15 protein-coding genes and 1 pseudogene are annotated in these 24405 nt (G+C 59.8%); 10 read left to right on the top strand and 6 right to left on the bottom strand.

Annotated features, from left to right (window positions below):
• Positions 1-16: 16 nt before the first annotated feature.
• From AADA15_RS17640 to AADA15_RS17620, 5 genes are all read right to left on the bottom strand, one after another.
• Positions 17-898 carry an ABC transporter permease gene (locus tag AADA15_RS17640; protein ID WP_341642876.1) on the bottom strand — a complete coding sequence of 294 codons (882 nt, stop codon included), beginning with the start codon at positions 896-898 and terminating at the stop codon, positions 17-19.
• A gap of 1 nt (position 899) precedes the next feature.
• Complete coding sequence (locus AADA15_RS17635) at positions 900-1844, bottom strand: ABC transporter permease (RefSeq protein ID WP_341642875.1); 945 nt, start codon at positions 1842-1844, stop codon at positions 900-902.
• Between the two features lie 97 nt (positions 1845-1941).
• Positions 1942-3468, bottom strand: coding sequence for an ABC transporter substrate-binding protein (locus AADA15_RS17630; protein WP_341642874.1), 1527 nt, complete (start codon positions 3466-3468; stop codon positions 1942-1944).
• 57 nt (positions 3469-3525) lie between these two features.
• Complete coding sequence (locus AADA15_RS17625) at positions 3526-4629, bottom strand: ABC transporter ATP-binding protein (protein ID WP_341642873.1); 1104 nt, start codon at positions 4627-4629, stop codon at positions 3526-3528.
• Entirely contained in the window at positions 4626-5642 is a 1017-nt protein-coding gene (locus AADA15_RS17620; RefSeq protein ID WP_341642872.1) for an ABC transporter ATP-binding protein, read from the bottom strand. The genes AADA15_RS17625 and AADA15_RS17620 overlap by 4 nt, the downstream gene beginning before the upstream one ends.
• 770 nt (positions 5643-6412) lie before the next feature.
• Between AADA15_RS17620 and AADA15_RS17615 the strand changes: the two genes are divergently transcribed.
• From AADA15_RS17615 to AADA15_RS17570, 10 genes and pseudogenes are all read left to right on the top strand, one after another.
• Positions 6413-7726: an NHLP bacteriocin system secretion protein gene (locus tag AADA15_RS17615; RefSeq protein WP_341642871.1), complete on the top strand. Its 1314-nt coding sequence runs from the start codon at positions 6413-6415 to the stop codon at positions 7724-7726.
• Positions 7723-9861, top strand: a complete 2139-nt coding sequence (locus AADA15_RS17610; RefSeq protein WP_341642870.1) for an NHLP family bacteriocin export ABC transporter peptidase/permease/ATPase subunit — start codon at positions 7723-7725, stop codon at positions 9859-9861. Before AADA15_RS17615 ends, AADA15_RS17610 begins: the two co-directional genes overlap by 4 nt.
• The gene (locus AADA15_RS17605; RefSeq protein ID WP_341642869.1) at positions 9858-12683 is read left to right on the top strand and encodes an ATP-binding cassette domain-containing protein; all 2826 of its coding nucleotides are present in this window, start codon (positions 9858-9860) and stop codon (positions 12681-12683) included. Before AADA15_RS17610 ends, AADA15_RS17605 begins: the two co-directional genes overlap by 4 nt.
• Before the next feature lie 225 nt (positions 12684-12908).
• On the top strand, positions 12909-13193 hold the full coding sequence (locus AADA15_RS17600; protein ID WP_341642868.1) for an NHLP leader peptide family RiPP precursor: 285 nt from the start codon (positions 12909-12911) through the stop codon (positions 13191-13193).
• Positions 13194-13306: 113 nt separating this feature from the next.
• Positions 13307-14251 carry a GNAT family N-acetyltransferase gene (locus AADA15_RS17595; RefSeq protein WP_341642867.1) on the top strand — a complete coding sequence of 315 codons (945 nt, stop codon included), beginning with the start codon at positions 13307-13309 and terminating at the stop codon, positions 14249-14251.
• Complete coding sequence (locus AADA15_RS17590) at positions 14241-15164, top strand: peptide arginase family protein (RefSeq protein ID WP_341642866.1); 924 nt, start codon at positions 14241-14243, stop codon at positions 15162-15164. The genes AADA15_RS17595 and AADA15_RS17590 overlap by 11 nt, the downstream gene beginning before the upstream one ends.
• A gap of 20 nt (positions 15165-15184) precedes the next feature.
• Entirely contained in the window at positions 15185-16000 is an 816-nt protein-coding gene (locus AADA15_RS17585; RefSeq protein WP_341642888.1) for a cupin-like domain-containing protein, read from the top strand.
• 21 nt (positions 16001-16021) lie between these two features.
• Positions 16022-19144: a type 2 lanthipeptide synthetase LanM gene (lanM, locus tag AADA15_RS17580; RefSeq protein ID WP_341642865.1), complete on the top strand. Its 3123-nt coding sequence runs from the start codon at positions 16022-16024 to the stop codon at positions 19142-19144.
• A gap of 177 nt (positions 19145-19321) precedes the next feature.
• Positions 19322-20794 (top strand): efflux RND transporter periplasmic adaptor subunit, encoded by a 1473-nt coding sequence (locus tag AADA15_RS17575; protein ID WP_341642887.1) that lies wholly within the window; start codon positions 19322-19324, stop codon positions 20792-20794.
• A pseudogene (locus tag AADA15_RS17570) lies at positions 20791-21141 on the top strand (efflux RND transporter permease subunit); the annotation flags it as partial. The gene AADA15_RS17575 and the pseudogene AADA15_RS17570, both read left to right, overlap by 4 nt.
• Before the next feature lie 283 nt (positions 21142-21424).
• On the opposite strand, the gene AADA15_RS17565 reads toward AADA15_RS17570, so the two are convergent.
• On the bottom strand, positions 21425-24405 hold a 2981-nt coding region (locus AADA15_RS17565), incomplete at its 5' end, for a calcium-binding protein (RefSeq protein WP_341642864.1).

Raw genomic sequence — 24405 nt, 5'->3', positions numbered from 1 at the left:
AGGTCTCCGTATTGAGTTAGTGCTCGCGAGGGTCCAGCGCATCGCGCAGTCCGTCGCCGAGAAGGTTGAAACCGAGGACGACCAGGAAGATGGAGATACCTGGCCATAGCGCCATCCAGGGCGCCTGATTGAGAAAGTTCTTGGCCGTATTCAGCATGGACCCCCAGCTTGGTGCCGGTGCCTGCTGGCCTAGTCCCAGGAAGGAAAGGGAAGCCTCTGCGATGATCGCGGTGGCAATCGTCAGCGTTGCCTGAACAAGGATCGGCGGCAGAACATTGGGCAGGATATAGCGCCGCAGGATCTTGGGGGTGGGCAATCCGATCGCAAGGGCGCTGTCGACGTAATCCTCGGACCGCACGTTCAGAACCTGCCCGCGTGTCAGGCGGATAAAGATCGGCGTCGCCGAGATGCCGATTGCGATCATGGCATTGGTCAGGGACGGGCCGAGAAAGGCCGCCAGTGCGATGGCGAGGATCAGGAACGGCGCCGCCAGCAGAGCCTCGGTGCAGCGCGAGATCACCGCATCGATCCAGCCGCCGAAATAGCCAGCAAGAATGCCCAAGGGAACGCCAAGCGCCAGTGCGATGCCGACAGAGATCACGCCCGCCAGCAATGAGGCCTGCGCCCCCCAGACAAGGCGGGACAGGACGTCGCGGCCAATCTCATCGGTTCCCATCCAATGGGCCGCTGATGGCGCTTTTCTTACCGCGCCCCAATCCGTTGCTGCCGGATCCGGGATCGGCAAGATCGGCGCCAGGATCGCGATCAGGATAAAGAAGACAACGAGGACGCCACCAAGAAGGGCACTGCGATGCGCGCGGAACTTTTTCCAGACGCGGTTCTCCGACGCGCCATCAAGCGTGGTGTCGGTGGAGGCGGGGGCTGAGGCATTGCTCATGTCATTGCCCTCTCAGACGCGGGTTGAGGATGAAGTACAGGACATCGGCCAGGAGGTTCATCACGATGAAACCGACCGCGGTAACCAGAACAATGCCCTGCACCACGGCGTAGTCGCGGTTGAACACGGCATCGACGACCATTTTGCCAAAGCCCGGTATGGTAAAGATCTGTTCAGTCAGGACCGCTCCGGCTACCAGTTCGCCGAACAACAGTGCCGTGAGGGTAACGATCGGTGTCAGCGCATTGCGAAAGGCATGTTTCAGGACGACGCGGCGCTCGCTTAGTCCCTTCGCACGGGCAGTACGGACATAGTCGGCACTCAGGACGCCCAGCATGGCTGATCGCGTATGGCGCATCATCGTCGCGGCCAAGGCCGTTCCCAGTACGAAGGCGGGCATGAGCATGGTCCGGATAGACTGACCGAAGTCCTCGGACAGGGGCACGTATCCGGAAGCAGGCAGAAGCTGCCATTTGACGGAGACCAGCAGGATCAGCATGATCCCGAGCCAGAAATTCGGGATCGACAATCCCGAGAGGGCGACCACGTTTGCCACGTAGTCGGTCAGCGTGCCCTTGCGATAGGCCGACAGAATGCCGGCAGGTACCCCGATCACAAGGGCAAAGATCATGGACATGGCCGCAAGCTGCAGAGTCACGGGCAGTTTTTGCAGCATCAGTTCGGTCACCGGCTGATTGGTGCGCAGCGAGATACCCAGATCCCCCTGCAAGGCATTGGTGATCCAGGTGAAATACTGCACATGGATCGGATCGTTCAGCCGGTACTTCTCGCGCAGGAGTTCCAGCACCGCCGGATCGCGCTCTTCGCCTGCGAGTACAAGCAGAGGATCCCCCGGCAGGAGCTTTTGCAGCGCGAAGACAAAGATCGAGATCAAAATGATCGTCGGCACCGCAATCAGAATGCGGCGCATCAGGAACAAGAGCATGGGCGAAAACCTGGTTTCTTGGGGAACCCCGCCCGAGCAGGGGCTGAGACAGAGGGCATGCCGCCCCGGTTTTGGCCAGGGCGGCGAAGAGGCGCTATTACTCGGTCCAGGTGACGCCTTCGAGGCGGATCATCCCGTCCGGATAAGGTGTGAAACCGTCAAGTTTGCTGCTATGCGCCCAGATCCAGGTCTGGTGATAGAGGTAAACGATCGGCGATTCCTCGACCAGGATGTCGCGGGCAGCGTCATACGCGGCCTTGCGGTCCTCGGTGCTGGCGGCAACGCGCGCAGCATTGAGTGCCTCGTCCACGGCTGGGTTCGAGAACTTGCTGTCGTTGATGCCGCCATCAGTGGTCATGAACTGGTGGATGTTGCCATCGGGATCGACCCGGCCGGACCAGCCGATCTGGCTGGCGGTGTATTCCCCGGCGGACTGATCTGCCAAGAGGGTGGCGAACTCCTTGGAGGTGATCTTCACATTGATCCCAGCCTCGGCCGCCATGGCCTGCACCACCTGCATCAGTTGCAGCGGCACGGTCGTGTTGGGCACCTGTACTTCCAGTTCAAGGCCGTCGGGATAGCCTGCTTCGGCGAGTAGAGCTTTGGCCTTGGCCACATCGCGGGCGGGCACCGGGTGATCCGTGTCATACCAGGGCGAAGTTGGCGGGTAAGGTTGGTTGCCGGCCGCAAAGGCGCCTTCGAACACCACCTGGTTGATCGCGTTGCGATCGATGGCATAACTGAAGGCCTGGCGCAGACGCTGGTCGTTGCCCCAGGGATTGTCACCCTTGGGCCCATTGTTCACGTTGAAGGTAATGCCCTGATATCCAAGGGAAACCGCGCTGGCGACTTCGATGTCGCTGTTGGCATTGGCTTGTGCCAGGTCGGTGGCTGCCAGACGCTCCAGCATATCGATATCGCCCGACTGCAGGTTGGCAAGACGTACGGTCGTATCCGGGATCGGCAGGAATGTGACGCTGTCGAATGCTATGGCGTCCGCATTCCAGTAGTCCGGGAACCGCTTCAGTACGATTTTGTCCTGAGCGACGCGCTCTTCAAAGCTGAACGGGCCCGAGCAAACGGGATTGAGCCCGAAATCCGCGCCAGCGGCTGCAGCAGCGGTGGGGGAAATCATCATGCCGGCGCGGTCAGCCAGCTGCGCCATAAGCGTCGCGTCGGGCCCCTTGAGGTTCAGCTTGATTTCATATTCGCCGGTCACCTCGGTTGACGTGATCGAGGACAGCTCCGACTTGCGGCGCGACTCGTCCATCGTCTTGGACCGCTCGATGTTTGCGGCGACCGCTTCGGCGTTGAATGGGGTGCCATCGTGGAAGACGACGCCCTCGCGCAACTGCATGGTCACCGTCGTGCCATCCTCGGAGACCTGCCAGGCGGTGGCCAGCTGCGGAATGATTTCCAGTTCGGGCGTGATGTCGACCAGCTTGTCGCACATGGAGGCATAGACGATGCGCCCGACGAAGGTACGGGACTGATCCGGGTCAAGCACATCGGCATCCGATTGCAGGCCAATGCGCAGGTCTTTGGCGCTTGCGCCAGTAGCCGCCATCCCGATCGCTGTTGCACCCAGCAGGGCAGCCATCAGTGTCGGTTTCAGATTTTTCATGTCAGTATCCTCTCTGTCGGTTGTGTGTTTTTCTTTGGTTCCAAGTGTTTATTGTTTTTATGATCGCGGGGGCTGGGTCGTGCGATGGGTAACGCTGCCGCCTTCGATCGCCTCTCGATAGAGGGCGAAACGCTCTTCGGCGCTCTGGGAGTGCTCAATTTCGGCTGTTGCGCTGTTCATTGGTGCGATCTCCGCCCAGCGGTGACAGGCCACCTGATGGTTGTCATCGGCAACAGGATCCAACTGCGGAACAGCCGTCTTGCACCGCGCTTCGGCAAAGGGACACCGGGTATGGAACCGGCATCCGGGCGGGGGCGCGGCGGGGCTGGGCATCTCACCGGTCAGCCGGACCTGGCTCTCCTCCCCTGAGGAACGCGGTCCGGGGATCGAGGCCAACAGGGCCTGTGTGTAAGGATGGCGCGGCTGGGCAAACACGGCCTCTGTCGTGCCCATCTCGACGATCCGGCCAAGGTACATGACTGCGACCCGGTCACTCATGTGGCGGATCACGCCCAGATCGTGCGCGATGATGACCAGCGTCAGCCCGAGCTCTTCCTTGAGGTCGGCCAGCAGGTTGATTACCTGCGCCTGAACCGACACATCAAGGGCGGAAACCGGTTCGTCGCCGATCACGAGTTTCGGCCCCGAGACCAGCGCCCGGGCGATACCAATCCGCTGACGCTGCCCCCCTGAGAACTCGTGGGGGTATCTGTTGGCGTGCTCGGCGGGCAATCCGACCTTGCGCATGATTTCAGAAACCCGCGTGCGCCTTTGCCTGGCGTTCAGGTCCGGAGCGTGCACTTCCAGCGGCTCTCCGATCAGTTTGCCGACGGTCATGCGCGGGTTGAGCGACGAGAACGGATCCTGGAAAATGAACTGCATGTCGCGGCGAAGGCGCGTCAACTGGCGGCCACTGGCATCGCTGATGTCCTGCCCGTCAAACATCATCTGTCCAGATGTCGGTGACAGAAGTCGCATCAGCAGGCGCGCAAGAGTGGACTTGCCGCAGCCCGACTCTCCAACGATGGCAAAGGTTTCGCCCTGTTGGATCTGCAGCGAAACATCGTCCACGGCCCGCACCAAGGGGGCCTTGTTCAAGAAGCCCTTGCCGCCGAAGTGCTTGGTCAGACCTTGAGCGTCCAGAATGGTGTTCGAAGTCATGCCTGCACCGCCGTGTTCTGCTCCAGTGGCGCGAAATGACAGGCAACGCTGTGGTCCGGGCCAAACGCCCGCAGCGCCGGGCGCTCGCTGCACGCACTGGCGGAAAAGGCGCACCGGTTGCGAAAACGGCACCCCTTCGGCATGTTGCGGATCGCCGGGACTGAACCGGGAACTGTGCTCAGGCGGGTGCCGGGCTGATCAAGGCGCGGCATCGCGCTCATCAGGCCGATGGTGTAAGGGTGCTGGGGATTGCTGAAAATTTCCTGAGCAGTGCCCTGTTCGACCACCTCACCGCCATACATGACAGCGACACTGTCGGCGATTTCCGCAACCACGCCCAGATCGTGGGTGATCATGATCGTTCCCATGCCTGTCTCACGGCGCAAATCGCAAATCAGATCGAGAATTTGCGCCTGAATGGTCACGTCCAGTGCCGTGGTCGGCTCATCTGCGATCAACAGCTTGGGGTCATTGGCCAGGGCCATGGCAATCATGACCCGCTGGCGCATGCCACCGGATAATTGGTGCGGATATTCTTTCAGGCGTTGTTCTGGCGCCGGGATCCCAACCTTCTCCAGCATGAGGCGGGCATGACGCATCGCCGAGCTGCGCCCGCCGCCCTGATGCTGGACAATGGTTTCCGCAATCTGATCGCCCACCGTGAAGGAGGGGTTGAGCGAGGTCATCGGCTCCTGAAAGATCATCGCGATCTGATTGCCACGTTGGTCTGCAGGCAGGTTATCCACCTTCAAATCGTAGGTTTTTCCCAAAAAGCTCAGTTTTCCCGACAGAACATCGGAAGACCCCTTGGGTAGCAGCCCCATGATCGACATTGCGGTGACGCTTTTCCCGCACCCAGACTCGCCCACAATACAGAGGATTTCACCGGTCGAGACCTTCAGGCTCAGCCCGTTGACCGTGGCGGCATCTTGTCCACGAAATCGCAGCTTGAAGTCCTCCAGCCGCAAAACGTCCTTTGCGGAATTCTCTTCAAGAACCTGTTCCGACGGCATAATCGGATCCTCTCTTTTCTGCTGGACTCGAACCAATCGAACCAATGTGATATTGGTTCGTTAATCTTGACCTGTCAACTGCCTGATGTGTTTGTGAATATGCAAAGGCCTTAAATGCACAAAACCGATGCACTGCGGAGCTCTGCGATGCGAGAGCGGAACCGTTCATGCAAGGCCCTGCGGCGGCGCTATCGGTGGCCAGAATCTGCAAATTGCCGCCTTTAGTCTCGGACGCGGTGCTTTGGGAGGACACCTGATCGACGCATGCCGACCGACTTCACTTTCCGTTCATGCCTGACTTCACGGCTCTTGCAGGCAAGATGCATTCCCGGTCCTAGGCTAGCGATGCAGCTCAGGCGACGGCTTGGGCCATTGACGAGGAACCGGTCAAAGAACTGCATGCCAAGATCGCGGGGGGAGGCCGCGAATGCCATGCTTTCGAATGAGTGGCCGAATGCAGTTGCCAACGATTTTTTGTCACGAAAGCTCTAGCCGTGGATCGGCAAGTGAGGTGCAAGAGGCTCTGATGATGTGACCGCCCCATCCCGTGATTGCACAGACGAGAGCACTTGCGACGGTGGCAAGTTTCAGGGTTTCGCCGACGTATCGCATCTTAGACGCCAAGTGATTTGGGTGAAGCGCGCAGGCAGCCTGCACCCGGCCTGTTCGAAAAGCCCGATTAATCCTTCCGAAACAGCGACGGTGATAGGAACGCATGAAGCTCATTGAGTTCACGTTTTTTAGGGAGAGCCGCGCGCCAGTGTACTGCGATGTTGTCTGACAAGATACGCCAGAAAGCCCTGAAAAAGGCCACGAGCCCGGAACAGCTTGATACGATGCTGTCCGTGACGTCGGCCTATGGGTGGGTTGCGGCCATTGTTCTGACCGCTCTTGCATTCGGGTTTCTGACCTGGAGCATGTTTGCAACGGCCCCCATAAAAACCAGTGGCAGAGGGGTCATGCTGGTTGAGGGGGACGTCCAGACTGTTGCCGCCCCAGGCTCTGGCATCCTGTCTCAGATCCTTCATGAGACGGGTGATCACGTGCAGCAGGGGACTATTCTTGCCCGGTTGGAAAACCCCATCATGGAAACGCGCATCGAGGCTGCGAAGTCAAACCTGCGGCGTGCCGAAGAGGCCGCCCAAAGAGTTCGCCGCTCAAATGAAGAATTCATCCGATCCCTCAAAGAAGAATACGCAGTCGCGGAACACTATCACGATGCGCGCACCCTTGATCTGACCGACAAGACCGCCCGGCTCAAACAGCAGTTGCAAGAACAGGATGATCTTTATGCAAAGGGCTTGATCACCAAGACGACACTCCAGGCGACTGAAAACGCACTGGAAAACGCGCAGGAAGCCTTGATTGCAGCGCGGTATGACTTTTCGGCGCGACGCACCGAGTTCCTGACGGATCTGCGTGATGCGGATCAGGACATTCAGGATCATATCGTTGCTGTTCATCTCGCCGAAGAAGGGCTGACAGCCCTTGAGGCAGACTACGCTCGCAGCACGATTGTGCGGGCCTCTGAAACCGGAACGCTTGCCGAGGTATCTGCGCGCCTTCGCGAGCCTGTCCAGCCAGGCGACACCCTGTTCGAGATCCTTCCCGGACAGCCGGATGTGCAGCCAACGGACGGTCTGGTCGCCGTTGTTTTTGTCGAAGCCTTCACCGCTGCCAGGATTGCTCCCGGGATGGCGGCGGAGGTGATCCCTGCCTTTGCGATGATTGAACGCGACGGCTTCATCCGCGGTGAAGTCAAAACTGTGTCCGCTTTACCGGTGACAAGGGCGCATTTGTTGATGCGCCTCGGGAACGAAGAACTTGTGGAGAGCCTTGTCCAGAGCGGCCCCGTCAAGGAAGTCGTGGTGTCGCTGAGGCAGGATCCGAACCGGCAGGCCAGCTTGCTGTGGTCCAATGGCTCAGGGCCGGGTGTTCCGGCCGCCATAGGCACGCTGGCCTCATCGAATTTTGTGATTGATCGCAAACGCATAGCGAGCTTTGTCTTCCCCAAGCTGGATGAACTCCTGCCAGCCCTCAGGGAGACTGACGTCTCCGAAACGGCGACCGGTTCGCGATCATGAAAGGGCGGCGTACACCGACCGTGCTGCAGGTTGAGGCAGAGGAATGCGGTGCAGCTTCGCTGGCCATGATCCTTGCCTACTATGGTCGCTATGTGAGGCTTGAAGACCTGCGGGCCGAATGCGGGGTCTCGCGAGATGGGGCGACGGCGGCGAATATCCTCAAGGGCGCGCGTCGGCACGGGCTTGTTGCGTCGGCCAAACGGCTGGAGCTGCCGCGTCTGAGAGAAATCACTCTGCCCGCGATCGTCTTTGTGAACATGAACCATTTTCTGGTTTTGGAGGCTGTTTCAGGAAACAGATTTCGACTGAACGACCCCGCAATGGGGCGGCGCGTGGTGTCAAGGGACGAGTTCGATGAGATGTTCACCGGCATCACACTGTTGTTCGAGCCGGGTGAAGCCTTCGAAAAGACGTCAAAGCCGCAGAGCAGCCTCAGGACTCTGCTGTCGTTCCTCGGGCAGGATCGCGCCGCAGTCTCTCTTGTCGTGTTGACCGGCGTGACACTGATCCTGCCGGGCCTTGCCATCCCGGCCTTCAGCAAGGTGTTTGTTGATGACTACCTCATGGGGCATCAGGAGGACTGGCTGTTCGGGATCGCCGTGATCATGTTCCTGGTCATCCTGCTGCAGAACGGATTGATGGCACTGCGCGCGTTTTACAGCGCCAAACTCGAGGCCAAGCTGGCTCTGTCTATCAACGCCGAAATGGCCTGGCGGCTCCTTCGGCTGCCAATCCCCTTCTTTGAGCAGCGTCTTGCGGGATCCTTGGCCGGCCGCGGGCATATGGCGCAACGCGTTGCGGACCTCGCGGGCGGCAGCTTGGTCGGCGCGGGGCTGGATGCGCTTCATATTTCCTTTCTTGTGGTGGTGATGCTGAGCTACAGCCCCGAGATGACCGGGGTCGTGGTTCTCCTGCTACTGGCAAGCGGGGCCGCTATTCTGGCTATGCAACGGAAAATGGACAGCCTTTCGATCAAGACAACGATCGAGACGATGAAGCTGACCGGCAAGACCATGATCGGCATACAGTCGATCGAAAGCATCAAGTCCTCGGGCACGGAGGCGCGTTTCTTTGAAGGCTGGGCGGGAACACATGCCAATATGGTCAATGGCCAGACCGCGCTGGCCCTGCGGCAGGCATTGCTGAGCACAGCGCCCGGGTTCATCTCCTTCTTCGGAAAGGCCATGACGCTGCTGGCGGGCGGGCCTCTGATCATGGATGGCGCACTGACAATCGGCGCACTTGTCGCTTTCCAAGCTCTGCTGGCCGCAATGGACCTGCCCTTCAGATCGCTCGTTACACGGCTGCAGGATCTCACCCAGCTGCAAGGGCCGGTGAAGCAAATTCGCGATGTCACCGATTATCCCGAAGCAGAGGAATTCGGACCAGCGCGCGGTGGATGCGCGTCGGCGGGTCGGCTCAAAGGGGCCATTGCCATTGACGGTCTAGGCTTCGGGTATAACCGGCTTGCGCCACCTTTGTTGTCCGAGTTCAGCATGTCAGTTGCACCTGGGCAGCGGGTTGCCCTTGTCGGGGGCTCCGGCAGTGGCAAGTCCACCGTGGCGAAACTGATCTCTGGTGTTTATAGGCCATGGCAGGGCCGGATCACCTTTGACGGTCGTCCGATGCAGTCCATCCCGCGTGAGACGCTGCGTGATGCAATTTCTGTAGTCGACCAGAATATCGTGCTTTTTGAGGGTTCGTTTCGCGACAACATCTGCCTGTGGGACACCGTCATTCCCGATGCGGACATCGTCGCGGCAGCACGGGACGCAGAGATCCTGGATTTCATCGCAAGCACCAAGGACGGATTTGATACTCTGGTCGAAGAGGGGGGGCGGAATCTGAGCGGCGGCCAGCGTCAGCGCCTGGAAATTGCACGCGCTTTGGCCCGCAATGCGCCGATCCTGATCCTTGATGAAGCAACAAGCGCATTGGATCCAATCGTCGAAGCCAAGGTGATGCAGAATATCAAGCGCCGCGGAACCACCTGCGTGATCGTCGCGCACCGGCTGTCCACGATCCGCGACTGTGACGAGATCATAGTCATGGACACGGGAGCGGTCGTTCAGCGCGGCTCGCATCAGGCGCTTTGCGATGTTGAGGGAACCTACCGGGAGCTGATCGCCACATGACAGCGCTGGTTGCAAACGCTACGGGATCCGATCCCTGCCGCCTTCACCTGCGCACAGCCGAGGTGATGGGGTTTGACGATCCCGGTCACTGTTTCATGCTGCGCAGCGGCCGTATTGAGTTGGCCGTTGACATGGATGGAGAGCAAACGGCCCTGTTTGAGATTTCTGCGGGGGAAATCGTCCTGGGGTGCACCGGCGAGGTTCGCCTGTCAGGCCGGGCTCTGGACGAGACAGAAATCGATGTGGTCGCTCTCAGCCAGTTTGTAGGAGAGACTCCACCGCAAAAGGCGGCTGACCTCTTGGATCGATGGCTTGAACGTCTGGCCGCGCTCAGCGACGCCCAAACGTCGCAAGATCAGTCCGTGCCTCCGGTTGCGATCACGGTTGGTCATCAGATCACCACGGAAGACGAGGTGCCATATGTCGCCAGCAAGGGAGTGCTGTGGGTTCGCCGCAAACTGGATGAGGCTGCGCCTTACGTGGTTGTGACGGCTTTTGGTCCAGTCTTCATTCCCAAAGGACCACCAACCGAGGTGCAGGATACCTGCGATATGTTGTCAGAGCCAGATGCCGCCGGGATCATGGCGCAGACAACCGTGGCTTTTGTGTCCGCACTGGCCCAGCCTATGCGGCGTCGGTTGGAACATGAGCAGCGCATGCAACTGCGCAGCGAGCAAGACGCCGGGCGGATGGCCCGGGCAAATCGGCTGATCGAGAGTGCGCTTTCGAGTGATGGACACAAGCTGTCCGATGGTCCCACAGACACCATCCCAGGCTTCAGCCCGCTTGCACGACTTGCCGAACGGGCAGGGTACACGTTGTCCATGGCGAACGCGCGTCATTCCGGCTCTGCCATAGAGGGTATCAAGGCGCTCTGTGATGCCAACAACCTGCGATATCGCCAGATTGCGCTGACTGACAAATGGTGGGTGAGGGACGCGGGCGATTTCCTTGCCTTTGATGAAAAGGGGCAGGCCCTTGCGGTGATGCGCGAGGCCTGGGGCTACGTTGTCTGCGACTCTCAAGGCACGAAAAGGCGGTTCCGCGCCGACATGGCCGAACAGATTCAAGGCGCCGGGCTGATGATCTACTGGCCGCTTCCGGAAAGGCTTTCGCACGGTGGGCAGGTTCTGAGGCATGTCATTCGGCGGTGTTCTGGAGATCTGAAGACTCTGATCGGTGTCAGTGCGGCGTCCAGCGTGCTGACCCTCTCCTTGCCGGTCATGACCGGAGCTCTTGTTGGCGCGATCATTCCGCAACAGGACAAGGCCCTTCTAGTGCAGATCGGAGTGATACTGGCAGCCGTGTCCGGTGTGCTGTTTGTGGTCTCCGTGATCGCACAGATTGCTGCCGCACGCCTTGAAATGCAGGCTTCGACGATTGTTCAATCCGGAGTGATGGATCGTGTGCTGAGGCTGCCGGTCGGCTTTTTCAGGCAGTATTCATCCGGTGAGCTGACGCAACGCACCCTTGCGATTTCCCGCCTTGAGCGGTTGGCAACCACTGGAATGATCCAAGGGATGCTGGCTGGCGTCTTTTCGATCTTCAGTCTTGCATTGATGATCCATTATGCGCCCCAGCTTGTTCTGCCGTCTGTCGCATTCGCCACTGTTTTCGTAGGATGCAGCTTTTGGGTCGGCCGAGCGCAGACCGGTGCCGCGCGACAGGCGACACAACTGGGCGGCGCGGTCTCCTCCCGAATGCTGGAGATTGTTCAGGGCATCGAGAAGTTGCGGATTGCCCGTGCGGAACCTGCAGCATTTGAACGCTGGGCCCATGCCTTTCACCAGCAGCAACGGGCTGCCTATCGCGAAAAACGCATGAAGGCATTCTCGACCGTCATCAATGCCTCTTTCCTGCCTGTGGTGACCCTCGGTGTCATCCTGACCATCGGTGCCTCCGGTGTGCATCAGGATCTGAGCACCGCGCAAATCGTGAGCTTCCTGAGCTGTTTCGCAATCTTTACCGGCTCCCTGAATGCGCTGGTGAGGAACGCCACTGAATTCGCGGGCATGCGGCCCATCTACGAATTCAGTGCGCCCATCTTGCAGGAAATTCCGGAAAACCAAAGGGGCGGGCTCGATCCTGGCTCCTTACGTGGTCGCATTGCGCTGACGGGCATCAAATTCTCCTATCATGAAGGCGCTGCTTTGGTGCTGGACGGGCTGGACCTTGAGATCGAGGCTGGCGAATATATTGCGGTCGTCGGGGACTCCGGCTGCGGCAAGTCAACGCTCCTGAGACTGCTCATGGGGTTTGAGACGCCAAACTCGGGAACAGTCTCTGTGGATGGCATTGACTTGCGTCAGATGGACCTGAGGCGCATGCGCCGCCAGATTGGAGTGGTCATGCAAAGTGCAAAGCCGCTGCCGGGGTCGATCTTTGACAATATCGTCGGCACGAATTTCGAGCTTACGATGGAAGATGTGCAGCGCGCGGCCCGTATGGTCGGGCTGGAGGAAGATGTCGCGCGCATGCCGATGGGATACCAGACCGCGCTGACAGACGGATCCGGTTCGTTTTCAGGCGGTCAGATCCAGCGGATCATGCTGGCGCGCGCCATTGCTGCGGACCCGAGGATCCTGATCCTGGATGAAGCGACCAGCGCATTGGATAACCGCACGCAGGCAACCGTCACCAGGACAATGGCGGGCCTTGGCGGTGTGACGCGCATCGTTGTGGCGCATCGCTTGTCCACCATTGTCGCTGCCGACCGGATTATCGTCCTCGAAAACGGTCGCGTGATCGAGATCGGCACCTACAAGGCGCTGATGGCGCAACAAGGAAAGTTCGCCGCCCTTGCGGAACGTCAGCTCGCATGAGCTCCTCGGCGTTCGCGTCGAAGGCCAGAGTCATGAACGAAAACAGGTCTTGGGTGACACTCAGCTCGCCATGGTTGCGGGCGATTAACGGCTCTTCAATCCCTGAATCATAGGGTTCCGCATATGTGGTTGGAAACGAATTCCAAATCACCTTCTTGCCTAACTCTCCCGGCGGCGTTCCATACTTCGTCGCTTTTCTATTTATAACACAGATCGAGGTACCAAATGTCGAATTGGACGGAACAAGATCAGAAATCCGCTGTCTCTGCATTGATGGAACGGTGTGCAAGCGATGCCGCATTCCGCGAAAAGGCAATGGCCGATCCAAATGCCGCAATCAAGGAGGTTTCCGGCAAGGATCTGCCGGAAGGTTTCAACCTGCGCCTTGTTTCGAATGAGGGTGCAGACCTGACGCTGGTCCTGCCCGACCCCATCAGCGAAGAATTGTCGGATGCAGATCTTGAAGCTGTTGCGGGCGGTGGCCGGTCCTGCACGGTCACTGTCTTCTGAGTTTCATTCAGGCTTCTGAAAAAGCTGCATCAGGCGCGCCGTACCTTTGGACACGCGCCTGATACTTCCCGTTTAATTCGTCCGCGGGAGGATCACGTCAGAAAGGTCGTGCGGTGAGCGTTCATTGGGGAATTGCACCACAGAATCCGGGTGAGGCTATCATTTTTCTGCCCACTCATCACGCGCCGCAGAGCCAGACGCAGGCGCTGGTGTTCCCTCATTACCGGTCGCTTCTGAACCAGACGCCTGACAACGTGATCGCTTTTGCGGCCATGCGGTCTGAGGCGGTGCTGGGCGTCCTGATCGTTAGTGTTGAAGGGCAGGGCGCCTCTATCCTGTCCTTTGCAGTGGCGCAACGTGCGCAACGCTCTGGGGTGGGGCGTGAACTGATGGATGCCGGACTGGACGCCGCCGCAAGGCTTGGGGCGCGGACCGCGAAAATCGAGTTTTCAACACGCCCTGAAAATGCTCGCAGCCTGATCGCCTTTCTTGCCGCGACAGGTTGGACAAAGCCGACGCCCAAGGTGTTCTTTTCCCATGCGGATCCGATCTGCGTGCTTAACCAGACCTGGGCCGAACGCGCCCTGAGCCGCGGGCCGCGGAATGCCGGGGTTTTCGATTGGAAGGACCTTGCGCGCAGTGATCGGGACTTCATCGCTGCAGAAATCGCGGCAGGCCGCTATCCGGAGGCCGTGTCCCCGTTCTGGCAGGAAGACCAGATGACGGGCATCAGCATCGGGTTGCGCGCAGGCAATGGTCGGGTTGTCGGTTGGTTGGTCAGCCATTTTGTTCCCTCCTCCCCTGGGGTTATCCGCTACAGCCGCAGCTTTTCCTCGGATGCTCCGGCCTTTCGTGGCAATGGATCCTGGCTGATGGCGGAAACGCTCAACCGGCACGCAAACGGTGCGCTTTATGAGCAGTACCCCCGAGTTTTGTTCGACATCGATTACAGGAACCGCCCGATGATGAACGTCTTTCATCGCCGCTTCGGGCCATACGTCGAACAATCCTACGACCTTTGCACAGCTTCAAAGGACATTGCCCCTCATGCAGAGTGACACATCGCCCATACCGGTCATCACGATCGAAGAACACAACGAGGCGCTGATGGCCCTTGCGTGGGCGCGAGAGACAGGAGCCATCCAGGACGGGCCGGTTCGGTTGCTCCACTTGGACCAACATGCCGATCTGAACATTCCGACGCTCAGTCGCTCGATTGCCGGTGTTCCCTGCCGGGTTGCAGAGATCAAGGACCTTGTGGAAACGGAAATCTCGATTGCCACATTCCTGTGGGCCGGCGCCTATCTGGGCCTGATCAACGAGGTGTTCTGGCTGTCTCCGGACAGTCCCATTCCCGGCGCGCGGCCGCGCCAGACGCAATCCTCGAAGCGTATGCTGATCGCAACGACAGATCCGGACAGGCGAGAATTGCTGACCATGGTCAGGCGCCCGGAAACGCTGTTCTTCGGGAACGATGACCGAATGCCGCTGGACCTGCATTTCGTTGGAACCAACTTCGACATTCCCGAGGCAGAGACGCCCTGGGTTCTCGGGATCGATCTCGATTACTTTTCCTGCAACAGTACGCCGGAAAACGGGTTCCGTATCAGCGTCACCGAGGGCACCTACCTGGCGGTCCGAGATGATGCGTATCATCCCCTGCGTCTGTCGCTTTATCACAGGGTCCGGGCTGTCCGTGACGGCGATGACTTCTGTCTCGAATTTGACATGTTGCCCAGCCGCGCTGCAGATCCCTTGATCCGGGATACGGCGGCGATCGTTGCGCAGGTCTCGGCGTTGGCAGATATGCTGCGCCGCCAGTCCCAGCCACCGGCCCTGGTCGTGATCGCCCGTTCCCGTATCAGCGGCTTCACACCCCAGCACCAGTGGCAATTCATCGAAAAACAGGTGCTTCAGATGCTGCGTGATATTTTTCCCTGTGCCCCGCATGAAGGAGCAAGTCTTTGGTAACGGCAGCCTCACCATTGCCCGTGACCCCGGAGAGCGTCGCAAGATGCGTTCACATCACGGCGGAGCTATTGAACACCTCCTATCTTGCCAAAGGGAACTCACGACCTGTCGTCCTGACTGGCCTGGCGCGGGACTGGCCTGCGATGACCACCTGGTCTTTTGACTTTTTCGAACAGCGCTACGGCCATGAAAGCGTTCTGGTCACGGACCATCTGGGATCGAAAAACATACACAAGGTGCGGCTCTCGGCCTACCTTGACTACGTGCGCAACCCATCAGAGCCATTTCTGGCCGGGAAGCGGTCTGATACGCCCTGGTATTCCCCCTATTGGTGCCCGTTTGCGGACCATCCTGAATTGCTTGACGATTTTGACCTCTCCGGAGCTGTCGAGAACTGGATGCCTGCGCAGGATGCGGTTGGGGCCACACCGGGCAGTTCGGAGGAAATCATGGCGCGATGGGCCTTGCGCGGGTTCATGTGGTTGTTCATCGGGCCGTCCGGAACTTTTACACCGCGACACCTTGATACGCTGAACACACACGCCTGGAATTGCCAGATCACGGGGTGCAAGAGGTTCGACATCTGGCGGCCCGGGGCTCCGAATGACGGGGCACCCGCAGATCTATCGGTTATTCTCGAACCTGGTGAGACACTGATCATTCCGACGGGCTGGGGCCATAGCGTCACCGCATTGGAACCTTCCATCAGCCTGACCGGCAATTTTTTCAACGCATCGAACGCCGCTGATTTCTTTCGCGCCATTTATGCACAGCCCGACACCTGGAGCGCCAAGGGGCGTCTTGTGCCGGAGTTGAAAGCCGCAATTCGCCAGTAACCCTTGCCAGAAAGACAAGCCTTGCCATCCGGAACCGATCTTGACGCCTTCGTAGGGGCGACCGTTGCAAGGGCGATGACCCTGCAAGAGCGGATCGACGCTGGCCGAAAGAGCCAAGTGCCGCCGGAGGAGGCGTTTTGCGAGGATTACCTGGCGCGCTGGAAAGCAATATGTACCGCCGGGGATGAAACCGCGTTCAGGGCAAGGCTGGCGCATTCCGGATTGAGCCCCGCTGATCTGGGCGATTGGCTCGGTGAGCCTGCGCCGGTCATGCGCAGGGACTGGCCGTCATGGGCCGAGACGCTGCACGCGGCCCTTGAGTGCCATCTCCACGCGGAGGGGGTATGGGAGCTGGGCGACCGGGAGATAGTGCCCTTCGCCCCCTTGCTCTGCGGGTTCGAGCAGATTGCCAATGATCGCCTCAGCTCAGCCTTGCATGCCATTGGCCGGATATCGGGCCGTGACCATAAATCGGTCTTGCAAAGGGCTCTCTATCGCCGCCTTGCAGAAACGGCGTCACAGGTTTTTGTCGGCGAGTTTAACGGCTTTCGCGCCCTGCAGCCGCAAGATCAGATCAGCTTTTCCGGTGGGCACGGGATCTTTGACACCTTTTTACAGTCAAAGAGCGGCGCTGGGCTTATCGAGACATTTGCCCGTTACCCTGTACTGGCGCGCTTTCTGGCTGTGCAGACCGATCACTGGATTGCCCACATTGATGAATTTGCGACACGGCTTGAAGCCGACCTGCCGGTTCTGCGATCGGCCCTTGATCTGACTGAGCCGTTTACACTGCGATGTGATTTCTCTGATCCGCACAGGTCCGGCCGGTCCTGCCTTAAGCTGGAACCCGATGCAGGAGCCGGAGTGTTCTACAAACCGACGGCACTAAAGGCTGACATTGCGATAGATGCGTTTTATGCCCATCTTGGCCATCTGACCAAAACAAGCCCTTTGAGGCAACCCAAGACGCTGAACCGCGGCGCATACGGCTGGGTGAAGGAGGCGTGTCACGAACCCTGCCTCTCCGCCCAAGACGTGAGAGCATATTACCATTCCATCGGGCATCACCTGTTTGCGCAGTACCTTTTGGGCGGCGCTGATATCCACTATGAAAATTTGATTGCCGTTGGCGACACGCCGGTGGTGATAGATCATGAATGCCTGATGACAAACCAGCCCGGCCCCGCGTTTGAGCTGGCAACAGCCGAACAAAACGCCGTGCGCGCCCTGACGTTCGAGTCTGTGATGCGCCCGACGATCCTGCCCGAGTGGAACGCCATGGTCGCAGGTCAGCCCGTGGATTTCAGCGCGATCGGCAAGACCAGCGGTCAGCTGTCGACATGGCGAGAGCTGACCCTGTTGTATCCGGGGACAGACAACATGCGGCTGACCCGCTCCCTGCGGACACCATCGAAGACAGGTGCCAATGCCGTTCTTCTTGCCGGAGAGAGCGTCGACCCCTGCGATCATGCACAAGACATCATTCGTGGTTTCGAGATGGCCTATGAAGGGTTTATTGCTGAGCCTGATCTTCCGGCGGATCTGTCCAGAGACCTGAGTGTTGTGAACGCACGCGTCGTTCTGCGACGGACACAGGCCTATAAGGAAAAGCTGCTGCAGCTGTGCGCTCCTTCCAACCTGGTCTCAGGGCCAGCGGCCCAGCTTGCCCTGGAAAGCCTGTTCCGCCCCATCGTGACGGACCCCGCTGCGGGGCAAGGCCTGATACCGGCTGTTCAATCCGAGATATCCCAACTGTTGCAGCTGGACATTCCCGTGCTGTACGCGCGCGCGGACGAGACTGCGCTGCGGTTCCCCGATCATGCTGCATCGCCCGGGGTCTTTCCGCAAAGCGCAGTGGATGCCCTGTTCGACAGGATATCGCGGATGGGGCCCGAGGATCTTGTTGCGCACAAGGCCCAGATCGCTGCGAGCCTGGCCTGTCATCGCCACCCGGATCTCGACCGCAGCGCTGGAGCCTTACCGTCCCGGACTGCCGTTGCCGCCCCATCCGGCCAAAAGGTCTCGGTGCTGAGTGCTGTCACCGGGCTGGCCGATGGGCTGATGCGCCAGGCACACCGTGGCGCAGGCGGATCTTATGCCTGGTGCGGCCCGGTTTACAAAAACCACATTGGCGGTTGGCGCGTGTCTCCGCTGCGGGAGCGGGTATTCGACGGATCACTGGGTATAGCTCTGTTCCTGGCCGCATCCGCCCGCGTTACCGGAAACACCGTCTATCGGGATGCGGCGATCGGCGCCGTCTCCAATCTGTCGGCGTCAGAATTGCGCGGGCACGCGACGCGCACCCTGATGCAGGCGGGTTTGGGCTGTGGGACCGGGGTCGGCTCTGCAATCTACGGGTTGTGTCATCTTGGAACTCTGACGGGGCAGGCAGACCTCGTGGAGGATGCCTATGCGGTCTGGCGCCATGCCGAGGACCTCGGCATCGGTGAGACTGCTGATCTGGGGTTGCTATCCGGCTTGGCCGGGTATCTGAACGCTTGTCTTGTCCTTTACAGCCACCGACCATGCCATGAACTGAGGAACCGCTGCGAGGCGCTCGCCACAGGCCTTGCAGCGATGCCACTGGATGCTCTTGCCCCGGGGTTTGCTCATGGGAGGGCAGGGATCGCATGCAGCCTTTTGCGTGCGGCCAGGCGCCTGGGGGGGGCAGGTTTCAGCTCCAGGGCGCTGGAGCTGTTGGAGGCCGCCGCCGCCCAGCCGGTTGAGCCCGCCATACAGGACCGATCATGGTATCGTGGCAACATAGGTGTTTGCCTTGCGCAGATCGAAGCGGCAGAGCTCGCTGCTCCGGTGCTGCCCGAGCGGGGCGGCGCGCTGGGCCGGTCGCTCGCCCAGCTGGAAAGCAGCGCGTGCTTCGCTCTTGATGATCTTAGCTTCGGCGAAGCAGGATTTGCGTATCTTCTCGACAGAGCGGCAGGACTTCCGGATTTGCAGGCCCACCGTCTCAGGAGCGATCGTCTTTTTCAGCGCCTGTTGCATCGTGCCTCGACGGGAGATCTGGCGTTCGGCTGGCCGTCCGGATGTGCCATGCCGGGCTTTTTCCAGGGCGAATCCGGTGTCGGCTATGGACTCATTCGCCATTACTTGCTCCCAGATTTGCCAGATATCCTCACATTTTACTGAATGACCCCGATACCCAAGCCGCAAGCGGGAACAGTGCGCAGAGAGCGCCCCTTCATCGTGTGCACCCGTGATCTGCTGTTCTCAAGGCGACTGACGTCGACGCCATCTGCACTGTCCGGGCCCGGAAGACATCGTTTTGCGCGGCGTTTCGTTTTCTGAGCGAAAACAACTTCATCCATCGCAACGGCTGGCGCTGGCGAGACGCACCGAAAGGGCAACGAACGACACAAGACGCGCAGCCACGGGGCGTCGGACCGGCAGATCGCGGAGATTGAAAGAACGGGGGAGCCTGCCCGCAGGATCGCAATCGAAGCCCCAAGAGATGGCATCGTTGTTGCGCTCGAAGCGGCCGATGGCATGTTCCTGCAGCCCGGAACGCAGGCCGTCTCGATCACGGATCTGAGCGAGGTGTGGCTGATCGCAGACGTCTTTGAACGTGACATAGCGCGTCTGAAAGAAGACATGGCTGCCGTTGCACGGTTCGAGCATCTGCCGGGGCGCAGCTTTGAGGGGACAATCGACTACATCTATCCCGAGCTTGACCCGCGCACCCGGACCCTTCCGGTGCACCTTCGGTTTGACAATTCCGCAGGGCTGCTGCGTCCCGGGATGTTCGGAAGCGTCAGCCTCGTGCCGCATGAAAGCCGCCAGGTGCTGACCATCCCTTCCGAAGCGGTGATCCGCACCGGGGCGGCGGACCGGGTCATTCTCAAGACGGGCGAAGGTCGGTTCCGGCCCCGTCTTGTCACAACCGGCCTGCGTGACAGTTTCGCAGAAGGCGGGCGCACGGAAATCCTGCAGGGCCTTGCGCCCGGGGAAGAGGTCGTCGCCTCTGCCCAGTTCCTGATCGACAGCGAAAGTGCGCTGAGCGCAGGTTTCATGCGCATGGCTCCGACCGTCGAGGAACCCGCACGCGGCACCGGCACGCTTGTCGCTCTCGATGCGGACCGCAGGATTGCAACCCTGCGCCACGGTGCGCTGGAGAGCCTCGATTGGCCCGCCATGACATCCGAGTTTCCCGTGCGCGCCGACGTGGGCCTCGACCGTCTGAGCGTGGGAGAGGAGGTTGCCTTCCGGGTTGCGCGGGGTGCGGATGGAGTGCTGAGCCTGATTGAGCTTACTCCTGATGATGGTGTCGCCGCGACCGGGACGGGAATGGCGCTGGCCGTGACGCCGGATGGAAAGCTCACACTCGATCACGGACCGATCCCGGAGCTGGGCTGGCCGGCCATGCAGATGGATCTGGCGCTCTCCGGTGTCGATCCTGCGACGGTGGAACTCAACGCGCCGATCGAATTCGATCTGGCCAAGGACGAGGATGGCATGTTCTCTATCATCGCCGTGCGCGGTGAAGCCATGCCTGAGAATACGCCCCCGCGCGAGGAGGCCGTGCCGCAAGCTGCGGCTGCGCATATGGTCGTTTCGGGCACGATCAATGCCGCGGATCCAGAGGCGCGGATGGCCAATATCACCCACAGGCCGATGGTCGAAATCGGGATGCCGGGCATGACCATGGATTTCATGCTCGCCGATGAGATCGATATCGCGGCCTTGCCGGTCGGAGAGGAACGGACGCTGCTTATGCGCCGCAATCCCTACTTCGGCATGACGCTGATCGGCGCCGCAGCCGCGCGGAGTGTGACGCAATGATCACCGCCATCATTCGCACATCGATTGCGAACAGGTTCATCATCGCGGCGCTCACGCTCATGATGGCGGTCGCCGGGGTCTGGGCAATCCGGGAAACGTCGGTGGATGCCATCCCGGATCTGTCCGATGTCCAGGTCATCGTGCGCACCCCCTATCAGGGGCAGGCGCCGCAGGTGGTCGAGAACCAGATCACCTATCCGCTGGCCACGGCCATGCTCGCGGTGCCGGGCGCGCAGGATGTACGCGGCTTCTCCTTTTTCGGCGATAGTTTCGTCTAAGTGGTCTTCGAAGACGGAACCGACCTCTATTGGGCCCGTTCGCGCGTTCTGGAATACCTCGGCCAGATCAACCGGCTCACTCGTTCTTTGGTCGCCTCTCTGCTTGAGTGATTGACCGCTGCGGCCCGTTTGATCAGCTCCACTGAACTGCTCTGACCATTTCATGCAGTGAGCCTATCAGCTGATTTTTAGGAGCAAGGCTGGTTGGGATGCATGATTGCCGCGGATCGTGCGAGCCAATGCGCATGGGAGGCCGAAAGGGTTGCGCCCCTAAAAGTCTGGCCGAAACACAGACAGCCAAGCGAGGCGGGCACCTGACAATGCCCGCCCTAGGTTCGAACTGTGGTTCGTCCTATCCCCAGAGCATGAAAGTCTCGCCGCTCAGGCTCCAGTCTCCGGGCGACACCAGGACATCCTGCAGCAGGATACTGCTTTCGTGGCTGGTACCCGCCTCTGCGGTGATCAGGGTATCTGTTCCGATTTGCGTGACGCTGACCGACAGGCTGCCAAGACCCCACCCCATGATTTCGAGCATGTCGCCTACCTCGAAGTCAGTGACCACATCTGAACCGAAGTCAAAGGTATCACTTCCATTGCTGTAGATCTCGAACTGGAAATGATCGGCGCCCGCGCCGCCGGTAATAAGGTCGTCCCCTTCACCGCCGACGAGACTGTCCGCACCGTCCCCCCCGGTCAGGGTATCGTTGCCAAGATCACCGAAAAGCCAGTTTGCTCCGTCTCCGGCTGCAACGTCATCGGTGCTCAGCACGTCATTTCCCATGCCGCCATAAAGCATGTCGCCGCCACCAAAGCCGTTGAGCGTGTCGTTTCCGGCTCCTCCATCCAGGACGTCCGCCACCCCGGCCGAACCGCTCAGCAGGTCGTCGGAATAGATGTTGTGGCTATAGCCCGTGACGGTCAGATGCGACGACAGATCATGCGACGGCAGATCCCAAGTCGTCATGTGGTAGTTCTGAAGGGTCACCGTGCTTTCATATCTGGTACCGGCACCAAAGGTCATGATCGTATCGGCGCCGCTGATGGCCAGATCAATCGAAACAGGGTTGTTCAGATAGTTCTGAAGCTCCAGCACGTCGCCTTCGGCAAAATCTGTTACGGTATCATTTCCGAACCCGATCTCCGCCCCCGTCGCGTAGTCAGAGTTGATCTCGAAGTGGAACCGGTCCTGCCCTGCACCGCCGGTGATCAGGTCATTATCTGCCTCAAGGCTCGCATATATGGTGTCATCCCCGTCCCCGCCGAGGATCGTGTCATCACCAAAATCACCATAGATCAGATCCGGTCCGCCTGCGCCTTCGATCATATCGTTGCCGGACCCGCCATAAAGCCAATCGCTCATGTCGCCGCCAATCAGCGTGTCATTGCCCCCATACCCGTCGAGCGTGTTGGATACACCGTTGATACCGGCGATGTAGTCATCGGTCGCAACGCTATAAGCATCCCCCATGATGGAATAACTACCATCGAATGTTTCTCCCGGGGGCAGGTGCCAGCTCTCCAGCCTGTAGTTCTGAAGGGTTACCGTACTTTCATAGGCAGTGCCCGCCCCAAGCGTCAGGATTGTGTCATTGTCGACATACTCCAGCGCGATCGTGACTGCTCCCAGCCCGTAGCTGCTGAGTTGCAGCGTATCGCCGACATTGAAATCCTCGATCACGTCCTGACCGGAACTCAGGCCCTCGCCGCTGGGGTAGGCGGATACAAGGTCAATGGAAAACGTATCGGGGCCGTCATTGCCGCGCATCGTGTCATTGCCCAAGTCACCATACATCTGATCCGAACCGACGCCGCCAACCAGGCTGTCATCGCCAAGCCCGCCGAACAGATGATCCCCCGTATCGCCTGCAATCAGCGTATCGTTTCCGGCATATCCATCGAGATGGTTGATCATCCCGGCGGCCCCGACCACATAGTCATCGGTGGCAACGCCATAAGAATAACCATAGATGGTATGCCCGCCATTGAGGCTTCCGGCAGGCGGCAAATCCCAGCTGTCCATCAGGTAGTTCTGCAGCGTTATCGTGCTCTGGTAATCGGTGCCCGCACCGAAGGTCAGGATGGTGTCGTTCCCGACATGGCTCAGCGAAACCGGTGTATCAGCTGCGCCAAAAGATGACATTTGTAGCCAATCTCCATCACCGAAGTCGGTCACCGTGTCGTTGCCAAATCCCACCGCCTCGCCGGGGACATAGCCTGTGAAAACATCAAAGCCGAACTGGTCGAAATCGGCCCCGCCGGTCAGGACATCGTCGCCATCTTCCCCGCAAAGGGAATCCGCGCCGTCACCGCCCACAAGACTGTCATTGCCCGTTCCGCCATAGAGCCAGTCGTTCATGTCTTCGCCAAACAGCGTGTCGTTGCCGCCCTCACCGTACAGCCACGAACTGAGACCGGGACCATCCACAATCAGATCGTCGCTCACCTGTGCAAAACCGTAGCCCCAAAGCGTCCAGGTCCCTGCCGGGATGATTCCGTCGCTTGGCAGCTCCGAGGGATCCACAAAGTAGTTTTGAAGCGTTACCGTGCTCTCCTGAGCCGTGCCAGCCCAGAAGGTCAGAACAGTATCCGTCCCAACATAGCTTGCTGAAACAGTGGCCCCGCTCCAGGCTGACAGAGAGAGCGTATCACCTTCACCGAAATCGGTGATCGTGTCATTGCCAAAGCTGACGCCCATTCCGCTGACGGGGTCATAGGCCACGCTCAGTTCAAAACGGTCCATGCCGCTGCCACCGCTCAGGATCTCGTCACCGAGATCGGCAAAAAGCGTGTCGTTGCCTGCTCCGCCCTCCAGCGTGTCGGCACCCGCAAAGCCATAGAGATGATCATCACCTTCGCCACCCAGTACCCAATCGTCACCTGCATCTCCGTGCAGCGAGTCATTGCCGCTGAGACCGTCCAGCGTGTCATTGCCCGCGCCGCCGAACAGCATGTCATCTACACCGGCCAACCCGATGATATGATCGTCCGAGACGATGCCGTCGATGGAGCCATGGAGCATGAGGCTGCCCATGACCTGGCCGTCGAAGGGCAGGTCCCATTCGGGCACGATGTAGTTCTGCAGGGTCAGCGTGCTTTCATACGTCGTGCCCGCGCCGAAGGTCAGTACGGTGTCGGTGGCGGTGTAGCTGACCGCAAGGGTCACGGCGGGGCCGCCAAAGCTCATCACCTCCAGCATGTCGCCTTCGGAGAAATCCGTCACCACATCGGCGCCGAAACCCTCGTAGTCGGTGCCGGTCCAGACCAGCTCGGCGCGGAAGCTGTCATTGCCGCCGCCGCCCGTCATCTGGTCGTTGCCTGCACCAAAGCCACCGG

This window comes from Phycobacter sedimenti, assembly GCF_038148855.1.
Taxonomy (GTDB): Bacteria; Pseudomonadota; Alphaproteobacteria; order Rhodobacterales; family Rhodobacteraceae; genus Phycobacter; species Phycobacter sedimenti.
Note: the sequence above shows the minus strand (reverse complement) of the source record. Positions and strands in the feature narration are given on the sequence as shown.